This window comes from Ectopseudomonas oleovorans, assembly GCF_029845265.1.
Lineage (GTDB): Bacteria > Pseudomonadota > Gammaproteobacteria > Pseudomonadales > Pseudomonadaceae > Aquipseudomonas > Aquipseudomonas oleovorans.
In genome coordinates this window covers 1-20413 of record NZ_JAOCLK010000002.1, presented here as the reverse complement: position 1 = coordinate 20413, position 20413 = coordinate 1, and the positions used below count along the sequence as shown (strand labels likewise).

Below are 20413 nucleotides of genomic sequence, written 5' to 3'. Positions count from 1 at the left end.
CAAGTCGCTATTAGGCTGACCCTGGCCACCATAGTTCGCTGTCGTTGATCAGTCTGTCGCGGTGCGACTTCACACTCGCGCCATGAACTGCAATCCTGAGCGCTGGTTTCGCTTACGAGGCAGTCATGAAGATCAGTGCGGATTTCGACAGTGGCAACATTCAGGTCGTCGATGCCAGCGACCCGCAACGCGTACTGCTGGCCATGCGGCCGGACCTCAACAGCCACCATTTCCAGTGGTTTCACTTTCAGGTCGAGGGCCTGCAACCTGGCCAGGGATATGGCTTCTGCCTGACCAATGCCGGGCAGTCGGCCTACAACCGCGCCTGGGACGATTATCAGGCGGTGGCCAGCTACGATCAGCAGGACTGGTTTCGCGTGCCCACCCGTTATCAGGACGGGCAACTGCACTTCGAGTTGCAAGCCGAGCACGAGTGCATCTGGTTCGCTTATTTCGAGCCTTACCCGCGAGCGCGGCATGAACGCCTGATCGCCAACGCTCTGGAGCGCGGTGCTGAACTGGTGGCCAGCGGCAGAAGCCTGGAAGGTCGTGATATCCAGCTACTGCGCATCGGTGGCCAGGCGGGCGCTGCGCGCAAACTGTGGGTCATCGCCCAGCAGCATCCGGGGGAGCACATGGCCGAGTGGTTCATGGAAGGGCTGATCGAGCGTTTGCAGAATCCGCAGGATGCCGAGATCGCCGCGCTGTTGGCCGAGGCAGAGTTCTATCTGGTGCCGAACATGAACCCGGACGGTGCCTATCGCGGTCATCTGCGCACCAACCATGCCGGGCAGGACCTCAATCGCGCCTGGCAGTCAGCCAGCTCGGAGCGCAGTCCCGAAGTGCTGTTCGTGCTGCAGCACATGCAGCGTATTGGCGTCGACCTGTTCCTCGATATCCACGGCGACGAAGAGATCCCTCACGTGTTCACCGCCGGTTGCGAGGGCAATCCGGGGTACACCCCACGGTTGGCTGCGCTGGAGGAAGACTTCCGCAGTCGTCTGGTTGGTATCGGCGCCGAGTTTCAGACCCGTTTCGGTTATCCGCGGGACGAGCCGGGTCAAGCCAACCTGACTCTGGCCTGCAACGCCGTTGGCCAGGCCTTCGATTGCCTGTCGTTCACCATCGAGATGCCGTTCAAGGACCACGACGACAACCCGCAGCCGCGCACTGGCTGGAATGGCGCACGCTCGCAGAAGCTGGGGCAGGATGTGTTGACCGTGCTGGCGCAGATGGTTGGGCGCTTGCGCTGAAACTGGGCGTGCCGGCTGATGGAGTGTAAGCCGGTGCGTACGGCGTCCCATGACCACCGTCGAGCTATACCGAGTACAGGCCCAAAACATCGAGGCCGAAACCGACGGTGCCTTGGGTGTAGCCGGAGCGGGCATCGAGAGTGAAGCTCTGAGTCCAGCCTGAAGCCTGGCCCTGACCGCTCTGAGTCTGGTTTAGAAAGTTACGGTTGAAGTAGTAGTTGCGCAGGCCTAGGGTGACCTTGGCGTCTGCGACGAAGCCGGCAGCGTGCGTGGTGGTCGGCATAACCAGGGCCAGAGCCGTGCTGCCGAGCAGGGCCAATGGAATGATGTTGCGTGTGGTCATTGTTGTTGTGCTCCCAGTTTTTGAACGAACCATCCCCTGCCGGTCTGCATCAGGACCTGCATGATGGGAATGTTGTGTTTGCCCGTAGAGGGCGATAGCCCGGCCGAAGGCGGCCGGTCATCGCTGGTGGCTGACGTCAGCCTCCGGCGAATCCGGTTCTATGGCGTGTGGCGGCGATGGATGCCGAGCAGGCTAGGGGCTGTTGCCGTTTTTCACTAACCAATTGATACGTAAGAGAAAACTCGTATCGTTGAAGCTCTGATCCAACATTCATACGAGTTTACAATGCCCCGATTATTGCTCAGTGATGAGCATTGGTCGAAGCTGCGGGAAATTCTGCTGAGCAAGGCCATCTACAACAATGGAATGCGTGTTCATTGATGGCTGCTATGCCAAGGCTCACCAACACAGTGCAGGCGCTGCCAGCGGCAACGATGAGGCCATAGGAAAAAGTCGAGCTGGCAATACCAGCAAGATTCACCTGGCAGTTGATGCTCATGGACTGCCCATCGAATTTGAAATTACGGGGGACAAATCAATGATTGCACCCAGGCTCCCGCCTTGATTGCCAAGCTCCCGGAGGCAGAAACCATTGTCGCGGACAAGGGCTATGACAGCGAGAGAGTTCGGCAGCAGGTTGAGCAACAAGGGGCCAAGGCCGTGATCCCGAGAAAGCGTAACTCCGTGAAAGGCAACGCGGATCTGGACAGAGGTCTTTACCGCAACCGGCACTTGGTGGAGAACGCCTTCGCCCGGCTAAAGCACTACCGGGCAGTGGCATCTCGGTTCGACAAGCTCAAGAGAAATTACGAAAGCGTCGTGGCCATGGCCTGTGCCTTTCTCTGGTTACCTATGTGAAACGGCAACAGACCCTAACTGGGCTAGCGGCCTTGCAAAGCAGAGGGCCGATGGATGCAGCAGGTTTCACACAGGTCGGTGCGACCGGTTCGTCATCAGTTCATGTCACTGTGCAATCGAGTGGATCTCTACTACGGTTGCGTCTCCAGGTGTTGCACTTTGCTGTTCAGCAAGGCTGATACTGTTCACCCTTGCTGAGGATCGCCCAGATAATCCGGGCATTCTTGTTCGCCAAGGCTACCGTGGCGATGTTCTTGTTGCGTCGGCACATTAGCTGGCTCAGCCAATCACTGCGCTTGTCCGTCTTGCTCTGGCAGTGCTTGAGCACTGAGCGCGATCCGTGGATCAGCAACGTGCGCAAGTATTTGTCTCCGCGCTCGTCATACCCTTGCAACTCTTCGCTCAACCCCCTCAGCAGCTCTCGCATCGAGCCAGGCATGCTGCTATCTGAATCATCGATCGCCCGACACAGTAGTTCGCGGGTTGCCGCAACGCCTTTGCGTGATTCGATCAAACCAAACTCGGCCAGCAACCCACGAACTTCGTTGACTGTAGTCATCTGTAGGGCGGGTGCAACCCGCCAGGGCTATGTGGCGGGTTTCACCCGCCCTACGAACTGAACTGGTGGGTGAAGACGCAGCGCGCTGGACGCGAGCGGGTGCCTTACGAGCGGATCAGGGGGTAGGAACGATGACAAGCCCGGATGCAAGCCGGGAGCTTTTCAGGGCATCCGCGAATTGCATCCGGGTACGGAGTAGTCATCTGTAGGGCGGGTGCAACCCGCCAGGGCTATGTGGCGGGGTTCACCCGCCTTACGAACTACGGAGCAGAGGGCACGCGATGCGTGTAGGAACCTCGCCCCGAGGCGAAGCTTTTTGCGTCTTTAGGCGCATTCGCCGCGAGGCGCGGCTCCTACAGAGCAGGGCTACGTCGCAAATCAGCCGCGGTAGTAGCGCTGCGGCACGAATGGGGTCTTGGCCACTTTCATCGCCACGCGCTTGCCGCGCACCACGGCCCAGACGTCGCTATCGATGACGACGTGGCTGGCGTTGACGTAACCCATGGCCACCGGCGCGCCCAGGCTCGGGCCGAAGCCACCGCTGGACACCTGGCCGATCACCTGGCCGTCGGCATCGACGATTTCCGCGCCTTCACGCACCGGTACACGCTCCTGCGGCAGCAGGCCGACGCGCTTGCGCGCCACGCCTGTTTGCTGCTGCTCGAACACGCGCTCGGCGCCCGGGAAGTTGCCGGCACGCTCGCCATCGGCACGACGCACCTTGGAGATCGCCCAAAGCAGGCCAGCTTCGATCGGCGTGGTGCTGGTGCTCATGTCGTGGCCGTACAGGCACAGGCCGGCTTCCAGGCGCAGCGAGTCACGCGCGCCGAGGCCGATGGCTTCGACTTCCACTTCGGCCAGCAGGCTGCGCGCCAGGGCTTCGGCCTGGTCGACGGCGACGGAAATCTCGTAACCGTCTTCGCCGGTGTAGCCGCTGCGGCTGACGATGCACTCGCTGCCCAGCAGGCGCACGCGGGCGACCTGCATGAAGGTCATCTTGCTCACTTCCGGGGCCAGGCGGGCCAGCACGTCGACCGCTTTCGGGCCTTGCAGGGCGAGCAGGGCGCGCTCTTCGAACAGGCACTCGATCTGGCACTGCTCGCCAATGTGCTTCTGCAGGTGGGCCAGGTCCTGATCCTTGCAGGCGGCGTTGACCACAACGTACAGGGTGTCGTCGCCCAGGTTGGCGACCATCAGGTCGTCGAGGATGCCGCCCTGAGCATCGGTGAACATGGCGTAGCGCTGCATGCCCACCGGCAGGTCGATGATGTCCACCGGCACCAGGGTTTCCAGGGCGCGCGCGGCGTTCTCGCCACGCAGCAGGATCTGGCCCATGTGCGAAACGTCGAACAGGCCGGCGGCCTCGCGGGTGTGCAGGTGCTCCTTCATCACGCCCAGCGGGTATTGCACGGGCATGTCATAGCCGGCGAAGGGCACCATGCGCGCGCCGAGTTCGAGGTGCAGGGCATGCAGCGGAGTCTTGGCGAGAGTTTCAGTGGTCATGTCGATTTCCTGTTGGGTGCGCCGCGCGCACCGGTTGGGGCCGCCGCGCGGCCCGTGGTCAGTCGGGTATCAGTCAGCGTAGACCGGGAAGGTGGCGCACAGGTCGGCGACCTGGCCGCGCACGCGCTCGATCACGGCCGGGTTTTCCAGGTCGTCGAGGATGTCGCAGATCCAGCCGGCCAAGGTGCGGCATTCACCTTCCTTGAAGCCGCGAGTGGTCACCGCCGGGGTACCGATGCGGATGCCGGAGGTGACGAACGGCGACTGCGGGTCGTTTGGCACGGCGTTCTTGTTCACCGTGATATGGGCATCGCCAAGGGCCGCGTCAGCCGCCTTGCCGGTCAGGCCCTGCTTGACCAGGCTGATCAGCATCAGGTGGTTGTCGGTACCGCCGGAGACCACGTCATAGCCGCGCTCGACGAACACTGCCGCCATGGCGCGGGCGTTGTCGATCACTTGCTGCTGGTAGGTCTTGAAGCCTGGCTCCAGTGCTTCCTTGAAGCACACCGCCTTGGCCGCGATCACGTGCATCAGCGGGCCGCCCTGGGCGCCGGGGAAGACGGCGGAGTTGAGCTTCTTCTCGATCTCCTCGTTCTTGCGCGCGAGGATCAGGCCGCCACGCGGGCCGCGCAGGGTCTTGTGCGTGGTGGTGGTGACCACGTCGGCGAAGGGCAGCGGGTTGGGGTACAGACCGGCGGCAACCAGGCCCGCCACGTGCGCCATATCGACGAACAGCAGGGCACCGACCTTGTCGGCAATGGCGCGGAAACACGGGAAGTCCAGCACGCGCGAGTAAGCCGAGAAACCGGCGACGATCATCTTCGGCTTGTGTTCGATGGCCAGGCGCTCGACTTCGGCGTAATCGATCAGGCCGTTCTCGTCGATGCCGTACTGCACGGCGTTGTACAGCTTGCCCGAGGACGACACCTTGGCGCCGTGGGTCAGGTGGCCGCCGTGGGCCAGGCTCATGCCGAGGATGGTATCGCCGGCATTGAGTAGCGCCAGATAGACAGCACTGTTGGCCGACGAGCCGGAGTGCGGCTGCACGTTGGCGTAGTCGGCGCCGAACAGCTGCTTGGCGCGCTCGATGGCCAGTGCCTCGACCTTGTCCACATGCTCGCAGCCACCGTAGTAGCGCTTGCCCGGATAGCCTTCGGCGTACTTGTTGGTCAGGCCACTGCCTTGCGCCTGCATCACGCGCTGGCTGCAGTAGTTCTCCGAGGCGATCAGCTCGATATGGTCTTCCTGGCGCTGTTCTTCGGCCTGGATCGCCGCGAGGAGGGCGTCGTCATAGCCTTGCAGTTGGTCGTGCTTGCTGAACATGGTGAGGCCCTCTTTATTGTTTTTTCGGGATGCAGTCGGCCCGCCCCGGTGAAGGAGGAGCCGAAAGAAACTGGATGAAGCGAAGAACGGTTCCCTCTCCCCTCGGGGAGAGGGCTAGGGAGAGGGGGCGTGAACCGTCTTGCCCTCTCCCCCGGCCCTCTCCCGCAAGCGGGAGAGGGGACGTTCACCGTGCTTACGCGTCCTGATACGCCTCGATGGACGGGCAGGCGCAGACCAGGTTGCGGTCGCCGTAGACGTTGTCCACGCGACCGACCGGCGGCCAGTACTTGGCCTCGATCAGGGTCGCCAGCGGGTACACCGCCTGCTCGCGGCTGTAGGCGTGGTGCCAGTCGCCGACCAGTTCCAGGGCAGTGTGCGGGGCGTTCTTCAGCGGGTTGTCGTCCTTGTCCAGACGGCCTTGCTCGACCGCGCGAATTTCCTCGCGGATGGCGATCATGGCGTCGCAGAAGCGATCCAGTTCTTCCTTGGACTCGCTCTCGGTCGGCTCGATCATCAGGGTGCCGGCCACCGGGAAGGACATGGTCGGGGCATGGAAGCCGAAGTCGATCAGGCGCTTGGCCACATCGTCGACGCTGATGCCGCTGCTGTCCTTGAGCGGACGGATGTCGAGGATGCACTCGTGCGCCACCAGGCCGCCTTCGCCGGAGTACAGCACCGGGTAGTGCTCTTCCAGGCGACGGGCGATGTAGTTGGCGTTGAGGATGGCCATCTGTGACGCGCGCTTGAGGCCGTTGCCGCCCATCATGGTGATGTACATCCAGGTGATCGGCAGGATGCTGGCGCTGCCGAACGGCGCGGCGCTGACTGCACCTTCCTTGCGTGCCATGTGCGCATGGCCCGGCAGGAACGGCGCCAGGTGCGACTTGACGCCAATCGGGCCGACGCCCGGGCCGCCGCCGCCGTGCGGGATGCAGAAGGTCTTGTGCAGGTTCAGGTGCGACACGTCGCCGCCGAACTGGCCAGGGGCGCAGAGGCCGACCATGGCGTTCATGTTGGCGCCATCGATGTACACCTGGCCGCCGTTGTCGTGGATGATCTGGCAGATCTCGCGAATGCCTTCCTCGAACACACCGTGGGTGGACGGGTAGGTGATCATGATCGCAGCCAGGCGATCCTTGTGCTCTTCGGCCTTGGCCTTCAGATCGGCGATGTCGACGTTGCCGCGCGCATCACAGGCGGTCACCACCACGCGCATGCCGGCCATGGAGGCGGTCGCCGGGTTGGTGCCGTGGGCCGATTGCGGGATCAGGCAGATGTCGCGCTGATCGTCGCCACGGCTCAGGTGGTAGGCGCGAATGGCCAAGAGGCCCGCGTACTCGCCCTGGGAGCCGGCGTTGGGCTGCAGCGACACGGCGTCGTAGCCGGTGGCGGCGCAGAGCATGGCTTCCAGCTCAGTGGTCAGCTGGGTGTAGCCGGCGGCCTGCTCGACCGGAGCGAAGGGGTGCAGATTGCCGAATTCCGGCCAGGTGACCGGGATCATCTCGCTGGCGGCGTTGAGCTTCATGGTGCAGGAGCCCAGCGGGATCATGCTGCGATCCAGGGCCAGGTCCTTGTCGGCCAGCTTGCGCAGGTAGCGCATCAGCTCGGTTTCGCTGTGGTAGCGGTTGAACACTTCGTGCTGCAGGATCGCCGATTGGCGCAGCAGGCCTTCTGGCAGGCGGCTGGCGATCTGTGCAGCGAGTTCGCTTACGGCAGGCGCGGCCTGGTCAGCGGCGAACAGGTTCAGCAGCGCCTCGACGGCGGCTTGGTCAGTGGTTTCGTCCAGCGACAGACCCAGGCGCTCGGCGTCGATCTCGCGCAGGTTGATGCCGGCAGCACGGGCCTTGGCATGCAGCTCGGCGGTCTTGGCGCCGGTCTTGATGCTCAGGGTGTCGAAGAAGTGCTGCTGCTCGACGCTGTGGCCCAGCTTGGTCAGGCCCAGGGCGAGGATCGCGGTGAAGCTGTGTACGCGTTGAGCGATGGCGGTCAGGCCTTTCGGACCGTGGTACACGGCGTACATGCTGGCGATGTTGGCCAGCAGCACCTGGGCGGTACAGATGTTACTGGTGGCCTTCTCGCGGCGGATGTGCTGCTCGCGGGTCTGCATGGCCAGGCGCAGGGCCGGCTTGCCGAAACGGTCGACCGACATGCCGACCAGGCGGCCCGGCATATCGCGCTTGAACGCGTCGCGGGTGGCGAAGTAGGCAGCATGCGGGCCACCGAAGCCCAGCGGTACACCAAAGCGCTGGGCGCTGCCCAGGGCGACGTCGGCGCCGAACTCGCCCGGCGGGGTGAGCAGGGTCAGAGCCAGCAGGTCGGCAGCGACGGCGACCAAGGCGTTGGCGGCATGGAAACGCTCGACCAGGGCGCGGTAGTCGAAGATGTCGCCGTTGCTTGCCGGGTACTGCAGCAGCGCGCCGAAGTAGGCGCTGGCGTCAGTGATGGCGGCTTCGTCACCGACTTCGATGTCGATGCCCAGCGGCTCGGCACGGGTGCGCAGCACGTCGAGGGTCTGCGGGTGGCAGTGCTGGGAAACGAAGAAGGTGTTGGCGGCCTTGTTTTTCGACAGACGCTTGCAGAAGGTCATGGCCTCGGCGGCAGCGGTGGCTTCATCCAGCAGCGATGCGTTGGCGATCTGCATGCCGGTGAGGTCGCTGACCAGGGTCTGGAAGTTCAGCAGCGCTTCCAGGCGGCCCTGGGAAATCTCCGGTTGGTACGGGGTGTAGGCGGTGTACCAGGCCGGGTTTTCCAGCAAGTTGCGCAGGATCGGGCTCGGCGTGTGAGTGCCGTAGTAACCCTGGCCGATGTAGTTCTTGAACTGCTGGTTCTTCGCGGCGATGGCCTTGATCTTGGCCAGGGCGTCGGCTTCCGACAGGCCCGGCTGTTCGCCGAGGATGCTGGTGCCCTTGATGGACTCGGGGATCACCGCATTGGTCAGCGCGTCCACCGAGTCATAGCCGAGCAGTTGCAGCATGGCTGCGGTGTCGGCATCGCGCGGGCCGATGTGGCGGGCGATGAATTCGTTCTGGGTATCGAGCTTGGTCATGGCGGTCACTCAGGCGTCGGCGTTGGCGTTCAACAGACGATCATAGCCGGCCTTGTCCAGCAGATCGGCCAGTACGGCGTTGTCGGCCAGGCGCATACGGAAGAACCAGGCCTTGTCCTGCGGTGATTCGTTGACCAGCTCCGGGCTGCCTTCCAGGTCAGCGTTGACCTCGACGATCTCGCCGTCCAGCGGCATGGCGATGTTACTGGCGGCCTTCACCGACTCCAGCACGGCCACTTCCTCGCCCTGGGCGTAGGACTTGGCTTCCGGCAGTTGCACATACACCACGTCGCCGAGCGCGTCCTGGGCGTAATGGGTGATGCCGACGGTAACCAGACCATCGTTGTCCAGACGCAGCCATTCGTGATCGGCGGTGAAACGCAACTCGCTCATGTCAAATCCTCAGAGGTAAAGGTGTCCGCTTCTAGGTGGCGGGCAGGTGGAGAGGTGATTGCAATGTGAGTGCCAATGATAAAAATATTAATAAAATCAATAACTTAAATATATTCTCGATATTCTCTAGTAGTAACACGGAACGTTATCGTTACGAAATCGTGCGTCGCAAATGGAAAAGTCGAAGTCGCACCAGGCGCGGAGCGGCTTTCGCTCGATTGTTGCTTAATCGTTACGGTGTAATGATATCGATACGTCATCTGGCTGGAACCGCTCAAGGGCATTGGGGTCGGTAACTGGGAGGCTTCATCGACAAGGAGATAGATCGATCATGAAACCCCTGATTCCACTAGCATTCGCACTACTTGGTGCCACCAGCCTGCAGGCCAGCGAGACCGTTACGGTGACGCTCGAGCAGGCCACCGAGAAAGGTACTGGTGCATCTGTCGGCACCGTGACCATTAGTCAGTCACCCTACGGGCTGGTGTTTACCCCTGATCTTCAGGGTCTGGAGCCGGGCGCGCATGGTTTTCACGTACACACCGAGGCCAACTGCAATGCAGCCGAAGTGGACGGCAAGCTGACACCGGCCGGCGCAGCAGGCGGCCATTGGGACCCGCAGAACGCTGGCCGCCACGGTTTCCCCTGGGAAGACGATGCCCATCTCGGCGACCTGCCGGCGTTGCTCGTCACCGAGGATGGCAGCGCCAGCCAGCCGGTGCTGGCACCGCGACTAAAGCGTCTGGAAGACCTGCATAATCGTTCGCTGATGATTCACGCTGGCGGCGACAACCACGCCGATCATCCGCAGCCGCTGGGCGGTGGTGGGGCGCGTGTAGCCTGCGGGGTGATCAAGGTACCGACCAGCACCACGCCGATTTGACTCAATGCCGAGAGCCGGGTGGGTTAGCGGCGCTGATCGATGAGCGATCTGGCAGCGCGGTCGTGGTGCGCCGCGTAACCCACCGGCGATATTCCGCGTTGCGCCGTTGGTGGGTTACGGCGCGTCGGAATCTGCGGGGTTGTCCGTATTCAAGACAAGCGCCTAACCCACCCTACAAGGGGGGGCGAAGGTGACCAGGCGCGCAGTCAGAACCGTAGGGTGGGTTAGCGGCGCCAATAGGTGAGCTTTTAGACACTGCGGTCGTGGTGCGCCGCGTAACCCACCGGGCGATCTTCCGTGTTGCGGCAATGGTGGTTTTCGGCGCGGCGAACCCAGTAAGTTCATCGGGATGTATGACAGGCGCCTAACCCACCCTACGCGGCGGCAGGCATTAGAGCTTGCCGATACCGTATTTGCGCAGGCGCTTGGCGATGGCGGTGTGCGAGGTGCCCAGGCGCGCGGCCAGTTGACGGCTGGAAGGGTGGCTGTCGTAGAGCTTTTCCAGCAGCGCCTTCTCGTATTCGTCCATGGCCTGTTCCAGGCTGGCGACTGCCCCTTCCACCCTCGGCGCCACTTCGGTGCCGGCGATATCCAGGTCGTCCATCTCCACCCAGTTGCTGTCGCAGATGGCAGCCGCGCGGAAGATCACGTTCTGCAACTGACGCACGTTGCCCGGCCAGCGCCCGGCCAATAGCGCCGGGAAGGTAGCCGGCGCCAGGCGGCAGGGCAGGCGCTGGATCTGCGCGCAGGCCTGGGCCATGAAATGCTGGGCCAGCAACAGGATGTCCTGGCCGCGCTCGCGCAGCGGCGGCACTTCCAGGTTGAGGACGTTGAGGCGGTAGAACAGGTCTTCACGAAAGCTGCCTTCGGAGACCATCTTTTCCAGGTCACGGTGAGTGGCGCTGAGGATGCGCACGTCCACCTTCACTTCACGGTCGCCACCGACGCGGCGGAAGCTGCCATCGCTGAGAAAGCGCAGCAGCTTGGCCTGCAGATAGGGCGACATCTCGCCGATCTCGTCGAGAAACACCGTGCCCTGGTTGGCCAGCTCCAGCAGCCCTGGCTTGCCGCCACGTTGGGCGCCGGTGAAGGCGCCAGGGGCGTAGCCGAACAGCTCGCTCTCAGCCAGGTTCTCTGGCAGGGCGGCGCAGTTAAGCGCCAGGAAAGGCGCGGTGCGACGCACGCTGACGGTATGGCAGGCGCGCGCCACCAGCTCCTTGCCGGTACCGGTTTCGCCGTGGATCAGCAGCGGCGCATCGAGCGACGCCACACGCAGGGCGCGGGCCTTGAGCGCACGAATCGGTGCCGACTCGCCAAGCAGTGAATCGAAGCCCTCGGCATGGTCGTGATGCAGTGCAGCCAAACGCTGACCCATGCGGCTCGGGGCATACAGGGTGAGCAGGCCGCCAGTCAGGCGACCGTCTTCGGTGATCGGTTGGGCATCGAGCAGCAGCGGCTGACCGGCGAAATGCACCTCGCGCAGCGGCTGATGAAAGCCGGCGGCAAGCAGCGATTGCTGCAACGCGTCATCGGCGAACAGCGCGGCGATGCTCAGGCCTTCGGGCGGGCGGCTGCACATGTCCACCAGCGCCGGGTTGGCCAGCAGCACGGTGGCGCGGTCGTCCACCGCCAGCACCGGGTCGGGCATGGCCGCGAGCAGCGCATCGAGCTGCAGGCGGCGGCGCTGGCCGGGCAGAATGTCCACCACCTCGACGCTCTGCACACCGTGCACCTGCAGCAACGCGCCGCGCAGTTCCTCGAGCACGGCGGCGCTCAAGGTGGGTGCGTCGATGTAGACGTTTGGCGGTACCATCTCCACCGCATCGAGGTTCAGATTACGCCCGCCGAGCAGCGCCAGGACTTCCTGGGTGATGCCGACGCGGTCGATGAAACTGACGTGGATGCGCATTGATGACGGTCGAAATGGGCGAACAGGCGGCAATTATGCCTGCTCTGCCCGATATGAGGAAAAGGGCAGTACCGTGAGCACAGAAAAACCGAGCCGTGCCGACTACCACCGTGAGCACCAGGTCCGTGCCGAAGCCGAGGCCCAGCGCCTGCTGGCGCGCAAGGCCGAGTTACAGGGGCGCTGGCTGCCCTGGGTAGCGCAGGAGCTGTACCTGCTCAGCCCGCCGGAGTTCGCCAACATGGTGCGCCGCGAGTTGCAGCGCCTGGCGTGAACGGCGAGCCGCATACCCACTGTAGGAGCTGCGCCCCGCAGCGAATGCGATCATTCAGGCGACAGAGAACTCAAGCGCTTCGCCCCGGGGCGGGGCTCCTACAGGAGCCTGAGGCACTTTCGACCCGTTCTGCCGAACTACGACCTACGCGCGCTTGCGCATACAGCGGCTCATATCCACTTTGCCCACATAGGGGTTGCCCCAGCCCATCACGCAGGCCACCTGCTGGTTACGCTGGCGCTCCCAGGGTTCGGCCGGGTAGGTCTTGCTCCAGGCCTCGAGCAACTGGCGATCCTGTTTCGACAGGCGCAGTTTGTAGCGGTCGGCCATATAAAAGTAGGTGCGCGCGATCATCCCGCGAATGGCGGTGCGTGGCATCACCTTGCGTGCCTTGAAATCCACCACCGTCTGGCACTGACCATACTGATGCGGCTTCTGTGGCAGCCAGGCGAAGCTGTAGTTGCTGCGGTCGCCGTTCACCTCACCAATACTCGGTACCAGGTTGTGCAGGTCAGCCTCGGCCTTGCGAAATTGCGCATCGTTGGCTGCGCAGTTCTTGCGGCCGCCTTTCTGCCAGCACTGGCGCTGATGGCCGATCACCCAGGCCGGAACGATGTGTTCCCACTCGATACGCTGGGCGCGGTTGGCGTTCTTGCGCGGCGTGTAGCCGCAGGAGCGCAGATCGACCCGATTGCCGCTGTACTTGCAGCCGCAGTAGAACTCGGTGGCTTGCTGGGCATACAGCGGCCACGCCAGGCGCTTGGCCTCGGCGAAAGTGGCGGGTGCAGCGTGCAGGGAAAGCGTTGTGAAACAGCAGAGCAGGGGCAATAGGCGTCGAATCATGGGGCGGCAGAGTAGCTGTCACGGATTGCCTTGTGAAGTTAAAACTTCATGTTTTTCAGTGGCTTATGTGATGGAAACAGGCCTTTGATAATGGCCTCTTGCCGCGCCCTGGCTCAGCCCAGCGAGGCTATCTGCGCGAGTAGTTGCTGCGGGTCGTCATACAACGGCTGTCCGGCAATCACCAGCGTCTTACCAGCGGACTTCACCAGTAATTGCGGCACGCCACCGGATGGCAGCGCCTGCATGGCCTGCTGGGCCAGGGCTACGCGGCGCTCCGTGGTTTCGGCGAGGGTATGGTCGTTTCGCAGGCGCGCGGCAAACTCGGCGGCGTTCAGGCTGATGTTGGCTTCGCCTGCGATCTCCACGGCGATCCGCGCGACCGCTTCAACGTGGCTGGTGTCCACCCCATCGATGTAGCGGGCGAGCTGGGCGGCGTGCAGCAGCCGTGGTTCCAGGGCCGCATGCTGTTCAGCCAGCGCCGTCAGTGCCCGTGTCAGCGGCGTCGAATCGAACACCCCATCGGCGGCCTGCAGCACCTGGGTACGGTAGCTTTCTGTGAAGCGCTGGCCGGTGAGCGCGGCGATGCGCTGGTCGTTCTGCCGGGCAAAATCAGCAATACCCGCAATAGGGCGCGGCTGCATGAACAGCCCGATGGGCATCATCTGTAGCGCTGCGCCATGGCGTTCGGCCAGTGCCGTCAGGGCGGGTGCGCTGGTATAGCACCAGCCGCAGAGCGGGTCGAAGAAATACTGCAGTTCGAGGTTGTGCGTGGTCATGGGCGAGTTCTCCTGTGCGCCCAGTCTAGCGTTGCGTCATGCGTGGATATACCGCGTGACAGGCGCAGCTTTGTTGCGCAAATCGCGCAGGTCAGTGGCTAACCGAACCTCGGCAAGCGCTGATCTTCCTCGCCCTGCTCGGCTTCCGCTCGTCAGGCAGGCTGCATGCGGATCGCTGCAGTCGCCTGAACGGCCCGTGTCATCAGGCAGCGCGTACCTTGAAGAAGCTCACCTTGTCGGTCAGGCGGTTCGCCAGGGTGGCCAGCTCCTGGCTGGAGGCCGCCACCTGCTCCGAACCGGCCGAGGTTTCCAGAGTCGCGTTGTGGATGCGGCTGATGTTCTGGTTGACCTCCTCGGCGACCGCGCTTTGCTGTTCCGAGGCGCTGGCGATCTGCGTGTTCATGTCATTGATCGCGGTCACCTCATCGCTGATCTTGCTCAGCGCCTGCTCGGCCAGCAGCGTTTGCTCGACGGTCTTCTGCGCCAGTTGGCGGCTCTCGAGCATCACTTCTGCCGCCTTGCCGGCGCCTTCCTGCAGTTTGGCGATCATGCCGCGAATTTCCCGGGTCGAATCCTGCGTGCGGGTCGCCAGGGAGCGCACCTCGTCCGCCACCACGGCAAAGCCACGGCCGTGCTCACCGGCGCGTGCAGCCTCGATGGCGGCATTGAGCGCCAGCAGGTTGGTCTGCTCGGCGATGGAGGTGATCACCTCGATGATCTTTTCGATGCTCTCGCTGTCGGTGGACACCTGCTGCACGCTTTGCGTTGCACTCTCCAGAGTGCGCGCCAGGGTCTGGATGGCGGCTGCCGTCTCGTTCACCACACGATTGCCAATGGTCACCTCGCCGCCGGCATTGCGTGTGGCGGCGGCTGCGCTGGCGGCATAGTTGGCCACCTCGCTGACCGTGGCGGCCATCTGGTTGATCGCCGTGGCCATCTGCTCGGCTTCGCTCGATTGCAGGCGAATCTGCTGGTTGTTGCTATCGGACGTGGCCATCAGCTGATCCGACGAGTGAGTCAACTCCGTTGCCGCGCTGCGTACCTGCGCGATGGTGTCGCTCAGGTGGCGCACCATGTTCTGCAGGTCCGCCATTACGCTATTCGGATACTGCGTTTCGATCTGCTGATCGAGCTCGCCCTTGGCCAATTGCTGGATCACCTGCGCAACCCTGTGCGGCTCGGCGCCCAGTGTCGACTTCAACTTGTTGATGATCACCAGGCTGATGCCCACGCTCAGCAGCAAGGCGGCGCCCGTGACCAGCAGAATCAGCAAACGGAAGCCACCGGCCACTTCGCGCACCTGGCCCAGATCCTGGCTGATCACCTCTTCCTGGTGATCGATAAAGGCATTGATGTGCTTGAGCCACTCGCTGTACGCCGGAGACACACGTTCCAGCAACAAGGGTAGCGCCGCCTGATTGCCGTCACGGCGCAGGCTGATCAACTGCTCGGTCAGCGCCAGCGTGCTGCGCTCGATGGTCTTGATGTTCTCCAGCAGGCGCTGTTCCGCTGCCGTGGGCGCCTGTTTCGCCAGCAGCGTTTCCATGGCCTGCGCCGATTCCTGATAGAAGCGATCAAGACGCTGGATCTCGCCCAGGTGCCCGGCCAACGCCGCCCCATCACTATCCAGTACCGCATCGCGAATGGCGATGGCGCGATCATGCACGCTGCCGCGAAAGTTGATCGCGTAGCGCTGCTTCAGCGCGGCGCCATCTCTGACGGCGGTCAGCGTCTCGTCGATGAAACCGACGCGCTGCACACCGATGAGCGTGATCAGAATCATCAGCGACAGCACCAGGCCAAAGCCCAGGCTCAGACGCTGAGCAATACTCATGGGGGAATTCATGCGGTTACTCCTCAAGATGCAGACAACGCCGCGCGGCTTGCGCGATTCACACACCCGATCTGCTGCAGCCTTGTACATGATTTTCTGTTTGTATAGCTATTAGGGCTTTTCAATGGGCAAGCTTGATGAAGCTAATTGATGGCAATTTGCCGCTCTAGGCCGGGATTCTTGGCTAGATATGGATCAGATTAGAGGCCTGGCGAGGAGCGTGCCTGGTGATGAATGACGTGCTTGCGGGGGCTGAGCGTTGTAAAAGGAACGTCGGAATCTTGTACAGGATGGTCGCCGAGTGGAGCGATTACAGGCCAGGGAGCTGGGGTGATCAAAGCCGTTTAAGCACCAGAGAAGCAAAAGCCCCGTCAGTGATGACGGGGCTTTTGCTTGGCTGTCTGGAGCGGGTGATGGGAATCGAACCCACGGCTCTAGCTTGGGAAGCTAGGGTATTACCATTATACGACACCCGCAGCGGGTGCCTTTATACCGGAACATGACCCAGAAATGAAGCGCGGAGCGTTCGGACGCCTCTAGAAACTACCTACGTATCTAGAGGCGTCCGATAAACGCATCCGCTCCGCTCTCGGTGCCTTTCATACCGCCATCGCCTGGAGGTCGCGCAGGTCGCCTTTGACTGGCAGTTGCAGGCGTTTGCTGGGGGCGTTGAAGAAGTCCAGCAGTACGCGTTGGCTCTGTAGCCAGGCGGCCTTGTGTTCCATGTCGAGGAAGTGGCCGGCGTCGTTGATCACGGCGAACTGGGCGTGGTCGATGTGCTGGGCGAACAGGCAGGCGTCTTCCACCGAGGTGTATTCGTCGCGGTCGCCGTTGACGAACAGCAGCGGGATGTCTATGGCCTGCAGGCATTCCATGCGGCAGTGCGCTTCCATGCTCAGCACCTGCTTGATGTGGGCGTACATCTGCCGGTATTCGTGTTCGTCGAGGGTGCTGACGTGCTTGTGGTTGAAGCGCTTGAACAGCGACGGCAGGTGCTTGCCGATGGTGCTGTTGACCAGCAGGGCGACGTTGTCGCGGTCTACCGAGCCGAGGAAGCGCAGGCCCTTGTGCAGGTAGTCGAGCATCGGCACGTTGAGGATCGGCGAGAAGGAGCAGATGGCGGCCTTCTCCAGCGTCGCCGGGCGTTGGGCTAGGGCGAGCATGGAGGCGACGCCGCCCCAGGAGAAGGACATCAGGTAGTTGGCGCTGTAGTGGTTGATCAGGTGCAGCAGGATCGCCGCTTCGTCTTCCTTGGTGATCGGCGTGAAGTCCGTGTTGTACGGTTTCGACTGGCCGGCATAGGGCAGGTCGAAGGCCACTACGTTGAACTGCGGCTGCAGGTATTTGATCGTTTGCGCGAACGAGGCGGTGGTCGCCAGAGAGCCGTTGACCAGAATGATGGTCTTGCTTGCTGCCGGATTGCCGTAGAACTCCGTGTGTACCTTGTGCTTCCTGTTGATCTCGACGACTGCGGTTTCTGGCCTCATGTCGTTTCCTCCTGGCGCAAGTGAGCGTGGCGAGCGGGCGACCGTTCGCGCTGGATTGAGCAGTTAGAAAAGCGCCTGAGCGTGACAGCATGATGTCAGGCTGGAGATTTTTATAAGTATAGTAATTTCAAGCAGTTAGGATCGAAACAGGCGAGCGCTCCAGGCTTTTTAAGGGCCTTGGAGAGGGCGGTGTTACCAGGCAGGAATCCAGTCGGCGCAGAGCGCCAGCAACTGTAAAAAACACTTCGCTGTCTTTCTGTGACCGTATGGTCACCTGAAGACTTATGGTTCGATTCAAGCAGCTAGCTTGCAGCTGTGCAAGGGTAAGTCACATTTTTATCGTGCTTTATGGCTGCCGTTGGTCGGCTCGTCAGACGCTGGCGATTTCCGCCTCCGTCAGTGCGCGGTATTGGCCGGGGGCGAGCAGCGGGTCGAGAACGATTTCGCCCATGCGTTCGCGGTGCAGGACGACGACGCGGTTGCGGAAGTGGCCGAACATGCGCTTGACCTGATGGTAGCGGCCCTCGAACAGGGTCAGCCGCGCGTGGTGGCTGCTCAGCACGTCGAGTTGGGCGGGCAGGGTGGTCAGATCTTCATAGGCGAAGTACAGGCCTCGGGCGAAGACTTCGGCGTATTCGGCGGTGATCGGCTGTTCGGTGGTGACGTGGTAGACCTTGGGCTTGCGCTGCTGTGGCTGGGTGATGCGCCGCGACCAGCGCCCGTCGTTGGTGATCAGCAGCAGGCCGCTGGTGTTCAGGTCGAGGCGGCCGGCCAGGTGCAGGTCGTGCTTGTCCGGTTCGTCGAGCAGATCGAGGACGGTGCGGTGTTCGTCGTGCTCGGTGGCACTGACCACGCCGACCGGTTTGTGCAGCATCCAGTAGCGCGCGCTGCGTCCGGCTTGCAGCAGCTCGTCGTCCAGCTCCACGCGTTGGAAGTCGCGCACCTCATGGCGCGGGTCGTGAACCACCGCACCGTCCACACGCAGCCGCCCAGCACTGATCAGCAGGCGGCTGTCCTGGCGGCTGAAGCGGGGGAAGTTGCTGAGGAAGCGATCCAGGCGCATGGCTCAATCGCCCTCGCGGGGCTCAGTGGCTTTCAGCGCTCCAGCGCAGGCTGGGCACAGGCAGGCCTGGTCACGTTGCTCGGGCGTCAGGCGCTGCAGCGTAGCCGGGTCGATCTGCGCGTCGAAGCACCAGCAGGGTTCGTCACGCCCGGCGGCGACGCTGCACTGGTTGCTCTTGCCGCATAGCGGGCAGTGTTGAGTATCCATCAGAGATCGAGGCAGACGCGGTCGCGCCCGGCCTGCTTGGCACGGTACAGCGCGCGGTCGGTGCGGCCGAGCAGGGCGTGCAGGCTCTCACCGGCGTGCCACTGACTGAGGCCAAGGCTGACGGTGACCTGCAGGCTCTGGCCTTCGACTTCATGGCGCTGTTCGGCGCAGTGCTGGCGCAGTTTTTCGGCCAGGTCGTGGGCGGCCTGGCGGTCGGTGTTCTTCAGCAGCAGGATGAATTCCTCGCCACCCCAGCGGCAGAGAATGTCGGACTGGCGCAGCGTGCCGCGCAGTTGCTGGGCGAAATCGTGCAACACCTGGTCGCCGGCGAGGTGGCCGTGCTGGTCGTTGATCAGCTTGAAGTTGTCCAGATCCAGCAGTACGGCGCACAGCGGGCTGCTGTCGCGCTGCGCTTCCTGCAGCGCCTGTTCGGCGAGGATGTCGAAGCCACGGCGGTTGGGAAGGTCGGTGAGGCTGTCGGTGGTGGCCAGGGCGGCGATGCGCTGCTGATAGCGTCGAATCGCCAGGCTCACCAGGGCCAGCACGATGGCGGTGATCAGCAGGCACAGCAGCAGGTTGATGTAGAGCCCCTGGCGGATGTCGGCCAGGGCCTTGTCCTGCTTGTCGACGAACAGATACCACTCCAGCTCGGGGATGTAGCGCACATTGAGGAAGTGCTCGCGGCCCTGCTCCTGGTATTCGAACTGGCCGCTTTGTGGCGTGGGCAGTTTTTCCATCAGGCCGTCGAGACCGGGCACGTCGGCCAGTGAATCGCCGACCTGAGCGCCCACCGGTCCGCCCTGGGCGCCGGTGAGGGTGATGCGCCCGGTGGTGTCGACGAAGTAGACGCTGCGCTCATAGCGCGCCTGATATTCGTCGATCAGCTTGACCACGGCATCGACCGCCAGGCCGACGCCAGTGGCGCCGATGAAGCTGCCGTCGTAGTCGAGCACCTTGTAGTTGATGAAGATGGTCAGGCGGTCGGCGTTGGCCAGGTCGACGTCGACGTTGATCTCGTAGGGCTCCTTGAGGCCGCGTACGCGGTAGTACCAGACATCGCGCGGCTCTTCCGGCTTGACCTGCTTGAGCACGCCCCTGGCCCGGTAGTAGGTGCTGGTCCTGTCGGAGACGAAGAAGCTGGTGAAGGCGCCGTAGTGCTCCTGCACTTCACGCAGGTAGCGGGTCATCTGCCCGGTGTCTTGTTCGCCGGCCAGCACCCAGTCACGCAGGAAGGTGTCACGGGCCATCATCGAGGAGATAAGGATGGGGCGCACCAGGTCCTTCTGGATTTCCGAATAGACGGTGTCGGAGGTCAGCGGCAGTTCGGTGTTGATGATGCTGTTACGGATCGAGTCGCGCGAGGCGTAATAGCTCAGCAGCGAGGTGGTGAGAAAGCCGCTGCCAAGCAGGAACAGGAGCAGTAAGACCAACGAGGCTTGCGTGTGCCGTTTGGGGCGCAGGGACATGGGTGAATCCGGGAGCGGGCTAATGGCGTGATGCTAGCTTGCCGGAAGTGGATAGCGCCAGTTGTGATCATGATCGGTGCTGTATGTGGGGCGGATGAAAGTTGGGGGTATGCCAATCCGGCAAGGCGAGCAAGGCAGCCTTGCGTAGGAGCCCCGGGACGAAGCTTTGCGCGCCCGCGTCAGGCAGGTTCGCGGCGGGGCGCCGCTCCCACAGGTTGGGTGTATCGACATTTAACCGGGTGGCTGGTTTTCCCGGATTGCATCCGTATATGGACTCCTCCCGTTTTGCCAGTGAAATAATCTGCCTCTGAACCTAGGGTCTGTTGCCGTTTCGACGCGAGCCGCGTTGCTGCGCCAAATTGCGCCACGCGAGGCGCGGGATGCAGGTAATGGTCG

General features: G+C 62.9%; 15 protein-coding genes, 1 tRNA gene and 3 pseudogenes. 4 read left to right on the top strand and 15 right to left on the bottom strand.

Going from position 1 to position 20413, the window contains the following annotated elements; all coding sequences use genetic code 11:
* Positions 1 to 125: 125 nt before the first annotated feature.
* Positions 126 to 1253, top strand: coding sequence for a M14 family metallopeptidase (locus N5J71_RS01490; protein WP_074859357.1), 1128 nt, complete (start codon positions 126 to 128; stop codon positions 1251 to 1253).
* A gap of 67 nt (positions 1254 to 1320) precedes the next feature.
* Here the strand turns inward: N5J71_RS01490 and N5J71_RS01485 are convergent.
* Positions 1321 to 1596: pseudogene (locus N5J71_RS01485) on the bottom strand (OprD family outer membrane porin); the annotation flags it as partial.
* A 285-nt stretch (positions 1597 to 1881) separates the two neighbouring features.
* Here N5J71_RS01485 and N5J71_RS01480 point away from each other — a divergent pair.
* Positions 1882 to 2454 (top strand): annotated as a pseudogene (locus tag N5J71_RS01480) (IS5 family transposase).
* 166 nt (positions 2455 to 2620) lie between these two features.
* Here the strand turns inward: N5J71_RS01480 and N5J71_RS22450 are convergent.
* From N5J71_RS22450 to gcvH, 5 genes and pseudogenes are all read right to left on the bottom strand, one after another.
* A pseudogene (locus N5J71_RS22450) lies at positions 2621 to 3004 on the bottom strand (IS110 family transposase); the annotation flags it as partial.
* A 387-nt stretch (positions 3005 to 3391) separates the two neighbouring features.
* Positions 3392 to 4516, bottom strand: a complete 1125-nt coding sequence (gene gcvT, locus N5J71_RS01470; protein ID WP_143510312.1) for a glycine cleavage system aminomethyltransferase GcvT — start codon at positions 4514 to 4516, stop codon at positions 3392 to 3394.
* A gap of 69 nt (positions 4517 to 4585) precedes the next feature.
* Complete coding sequence (gene glyA / locus N5J71_RS01465) at positions 4586 to 5839, bottom strand: serine hydroxymethyltransferase (protein ID WP_279916169.1); 1254 nt, start codon at positions 5837 to 5839, stop codon at positions 4586 to 4588.
* 193 nt (positions 5840 to 6032) lie between these two features.
* Positions 6033 to 8885 carry an aminomethyl-transferring glycine dehydrogenase gene (gcvP, locus tag N5J71_RS01460; protein ID WP_278621108.1) on the bottom strand — a complete coding sequence of 951 codons (2853 nt, stop codon included), beginning with the start codon at positions 8883 to 8885 and terminating at the stop codon, positions 6033 to 6035.
* A 9-nt stretch (positions 8886 to 8894) separates the two neighbouring features.
* A complete protein-coding gene (gene gcvH / locus N5J71_RS01455; protein WP_074859363.1) occupies positions 8895 to 9278 on the bottom strand; it encodes a glycine cleavage system protein GcvH in 384 nt (127 codons plus the stop codon).
* A 331-nt stretch (positions 9279 to 9609) separates the two neighbouring features.
* On the opposite strand from gcvH, the gene sodC reads away from it, so the two are divergent.
* Positions 9610 to 10161, top strand: coding sequence for a superoxide dismutase family protein (gene sodC, locus N5J71_RS01450; protein ID WP_116619498.1), 552 nt, complete (start codon positions 9610 to 9612; stop codon positions 10159 to 10161).
* Between the two features lie 391 nt (positions 10162 to 10552).
* Here sodC and N5J71_RS01445 read toward each other — a convergent pair whose 3' ends face one another.
* Positions 10553 to 12070 (bottom strand): transcriptional regulator GcsR, encoded by a 1518-nt coding sequence (locus N5J71_RS01445; protein WP_004423623.1) that lies wholly within the window; start codon positions 12068 to 12070, stop codon positions 10553 to 10555.
* Between the two features lie 73 nt (positions 12071 to 12143).
* Here N5J71_RS01445 and N5J71_RS01440 point away from each other — a divergent pair, with 73 nt between their 5' ends.
* Positions 12144 to 12341, top strand: coding sequence for a hypothetical protein (locus N5J71_RS01440; RefSeq protein ID WP_039964449.1), 198 nt, complete (start codon positions 12144 to 12146; stop codon positions 12339 to 12341).
* Positions 12342 to 12485: 144 nt separating this feature from the next.
* Here the strand turns inward: N5J71_RS01440 and N5J71_RS01435 are convergent, their stop codons facing one another.
* The 8 genes from N5J71_RS01435 to N5J71_RS01400 form a co-directional block, all read right to left on the bottom strand.
* Positions 12486 to 13184, bottom strand: a complete 699-nt coding sequence (locus N5J71_RS01435; RefSeq protein ID WP_004423627.1) for an endonuclease — start codon at positions 13182 to 13184, stop codon at positions 12486 to 12488.
* Positions 13185 to 13297: 113 nt separating this feature from the next.
* Positions 13298 to 13960: a DsbA family protein gene (locus N5J71_RS01430; RefSeq protein ID WP_279916168.1), complete on the bottom strand. Its 663-nt coding sequence runs from the start codon at positions 13958 to 13960 to the stop codon at positions 13298 to 13300.
* Between the two features lie 202 nt (positions 13961 to 14162).
* Positions 14163 to 15806, bottom strand: a complete 1644-nt coding sequence (locus tag N5J71_RS01425; protein WP_004423636.1) for a methyl-accepting chemotaxis protein — start codon at positions 15804 to 15806, stop codon at positions 14163 to 14165.
* Positions 15807 to 16196: 390 nt separating this feature from the next.
* Positions 16197 to 16270, bottom strand: a tRNA-Gly gene (locus N5J71_RS01420).
* A 123-nt stretch (positions 16271 to 16393) separates the two neighbouring features.
* Positions 16394 to 17281 (bottom strand): alpha/beta fold hydrolase, encoded by an 888-nt coding sequence (locus N5J71_RS01415; protein WP_279916167.1) that lies wholly within the window; start codon positions 17279 to 17281, stop codon positions 16394 to 16396.
* A gap of 370 nt (positions 17282 to 17651) precedes the next feature.
* Entirely contained in the window at positions 17652 to 18344 is a 693-nt protein-coding gene (locus N5J71_RS01410) for a pseudouridine synthase (RefSeq protein ID WP_279916166.1), read from the bottom strand.
* A 3-nt stretch (positions 18345 to 18347) separates the two neighbouring features.
* Complete coding sequence (locus N5J71_RS01405; RefSeq protein WP_084341848.1) at positions 18348 to 18551, bottom strand: cysteine-rich CWC family protein; 204 nt, start codon at positions 18549 to 18551, stop codon at positions 18348 to 18350.
* Positions 18551 to 20017: a sensor domain-containing diguanylate cyclase gene (locus N5J71_RS01400; RefSeq protein WP_279916165.1), complete on the bottom strand. Its 1467-nt coding sequence runs from the start codon at positions 20015 to 20017 to the stop codon at positions 18551 to 18553. The genes N5J71_RS01405 and N5J71_RS01400 overlap by 1 nt, the downstream gene beginning before the upstream one ends.
* Between the last annotated feature and the right edge of the window lie 396 nt (positions 20018 to 20413).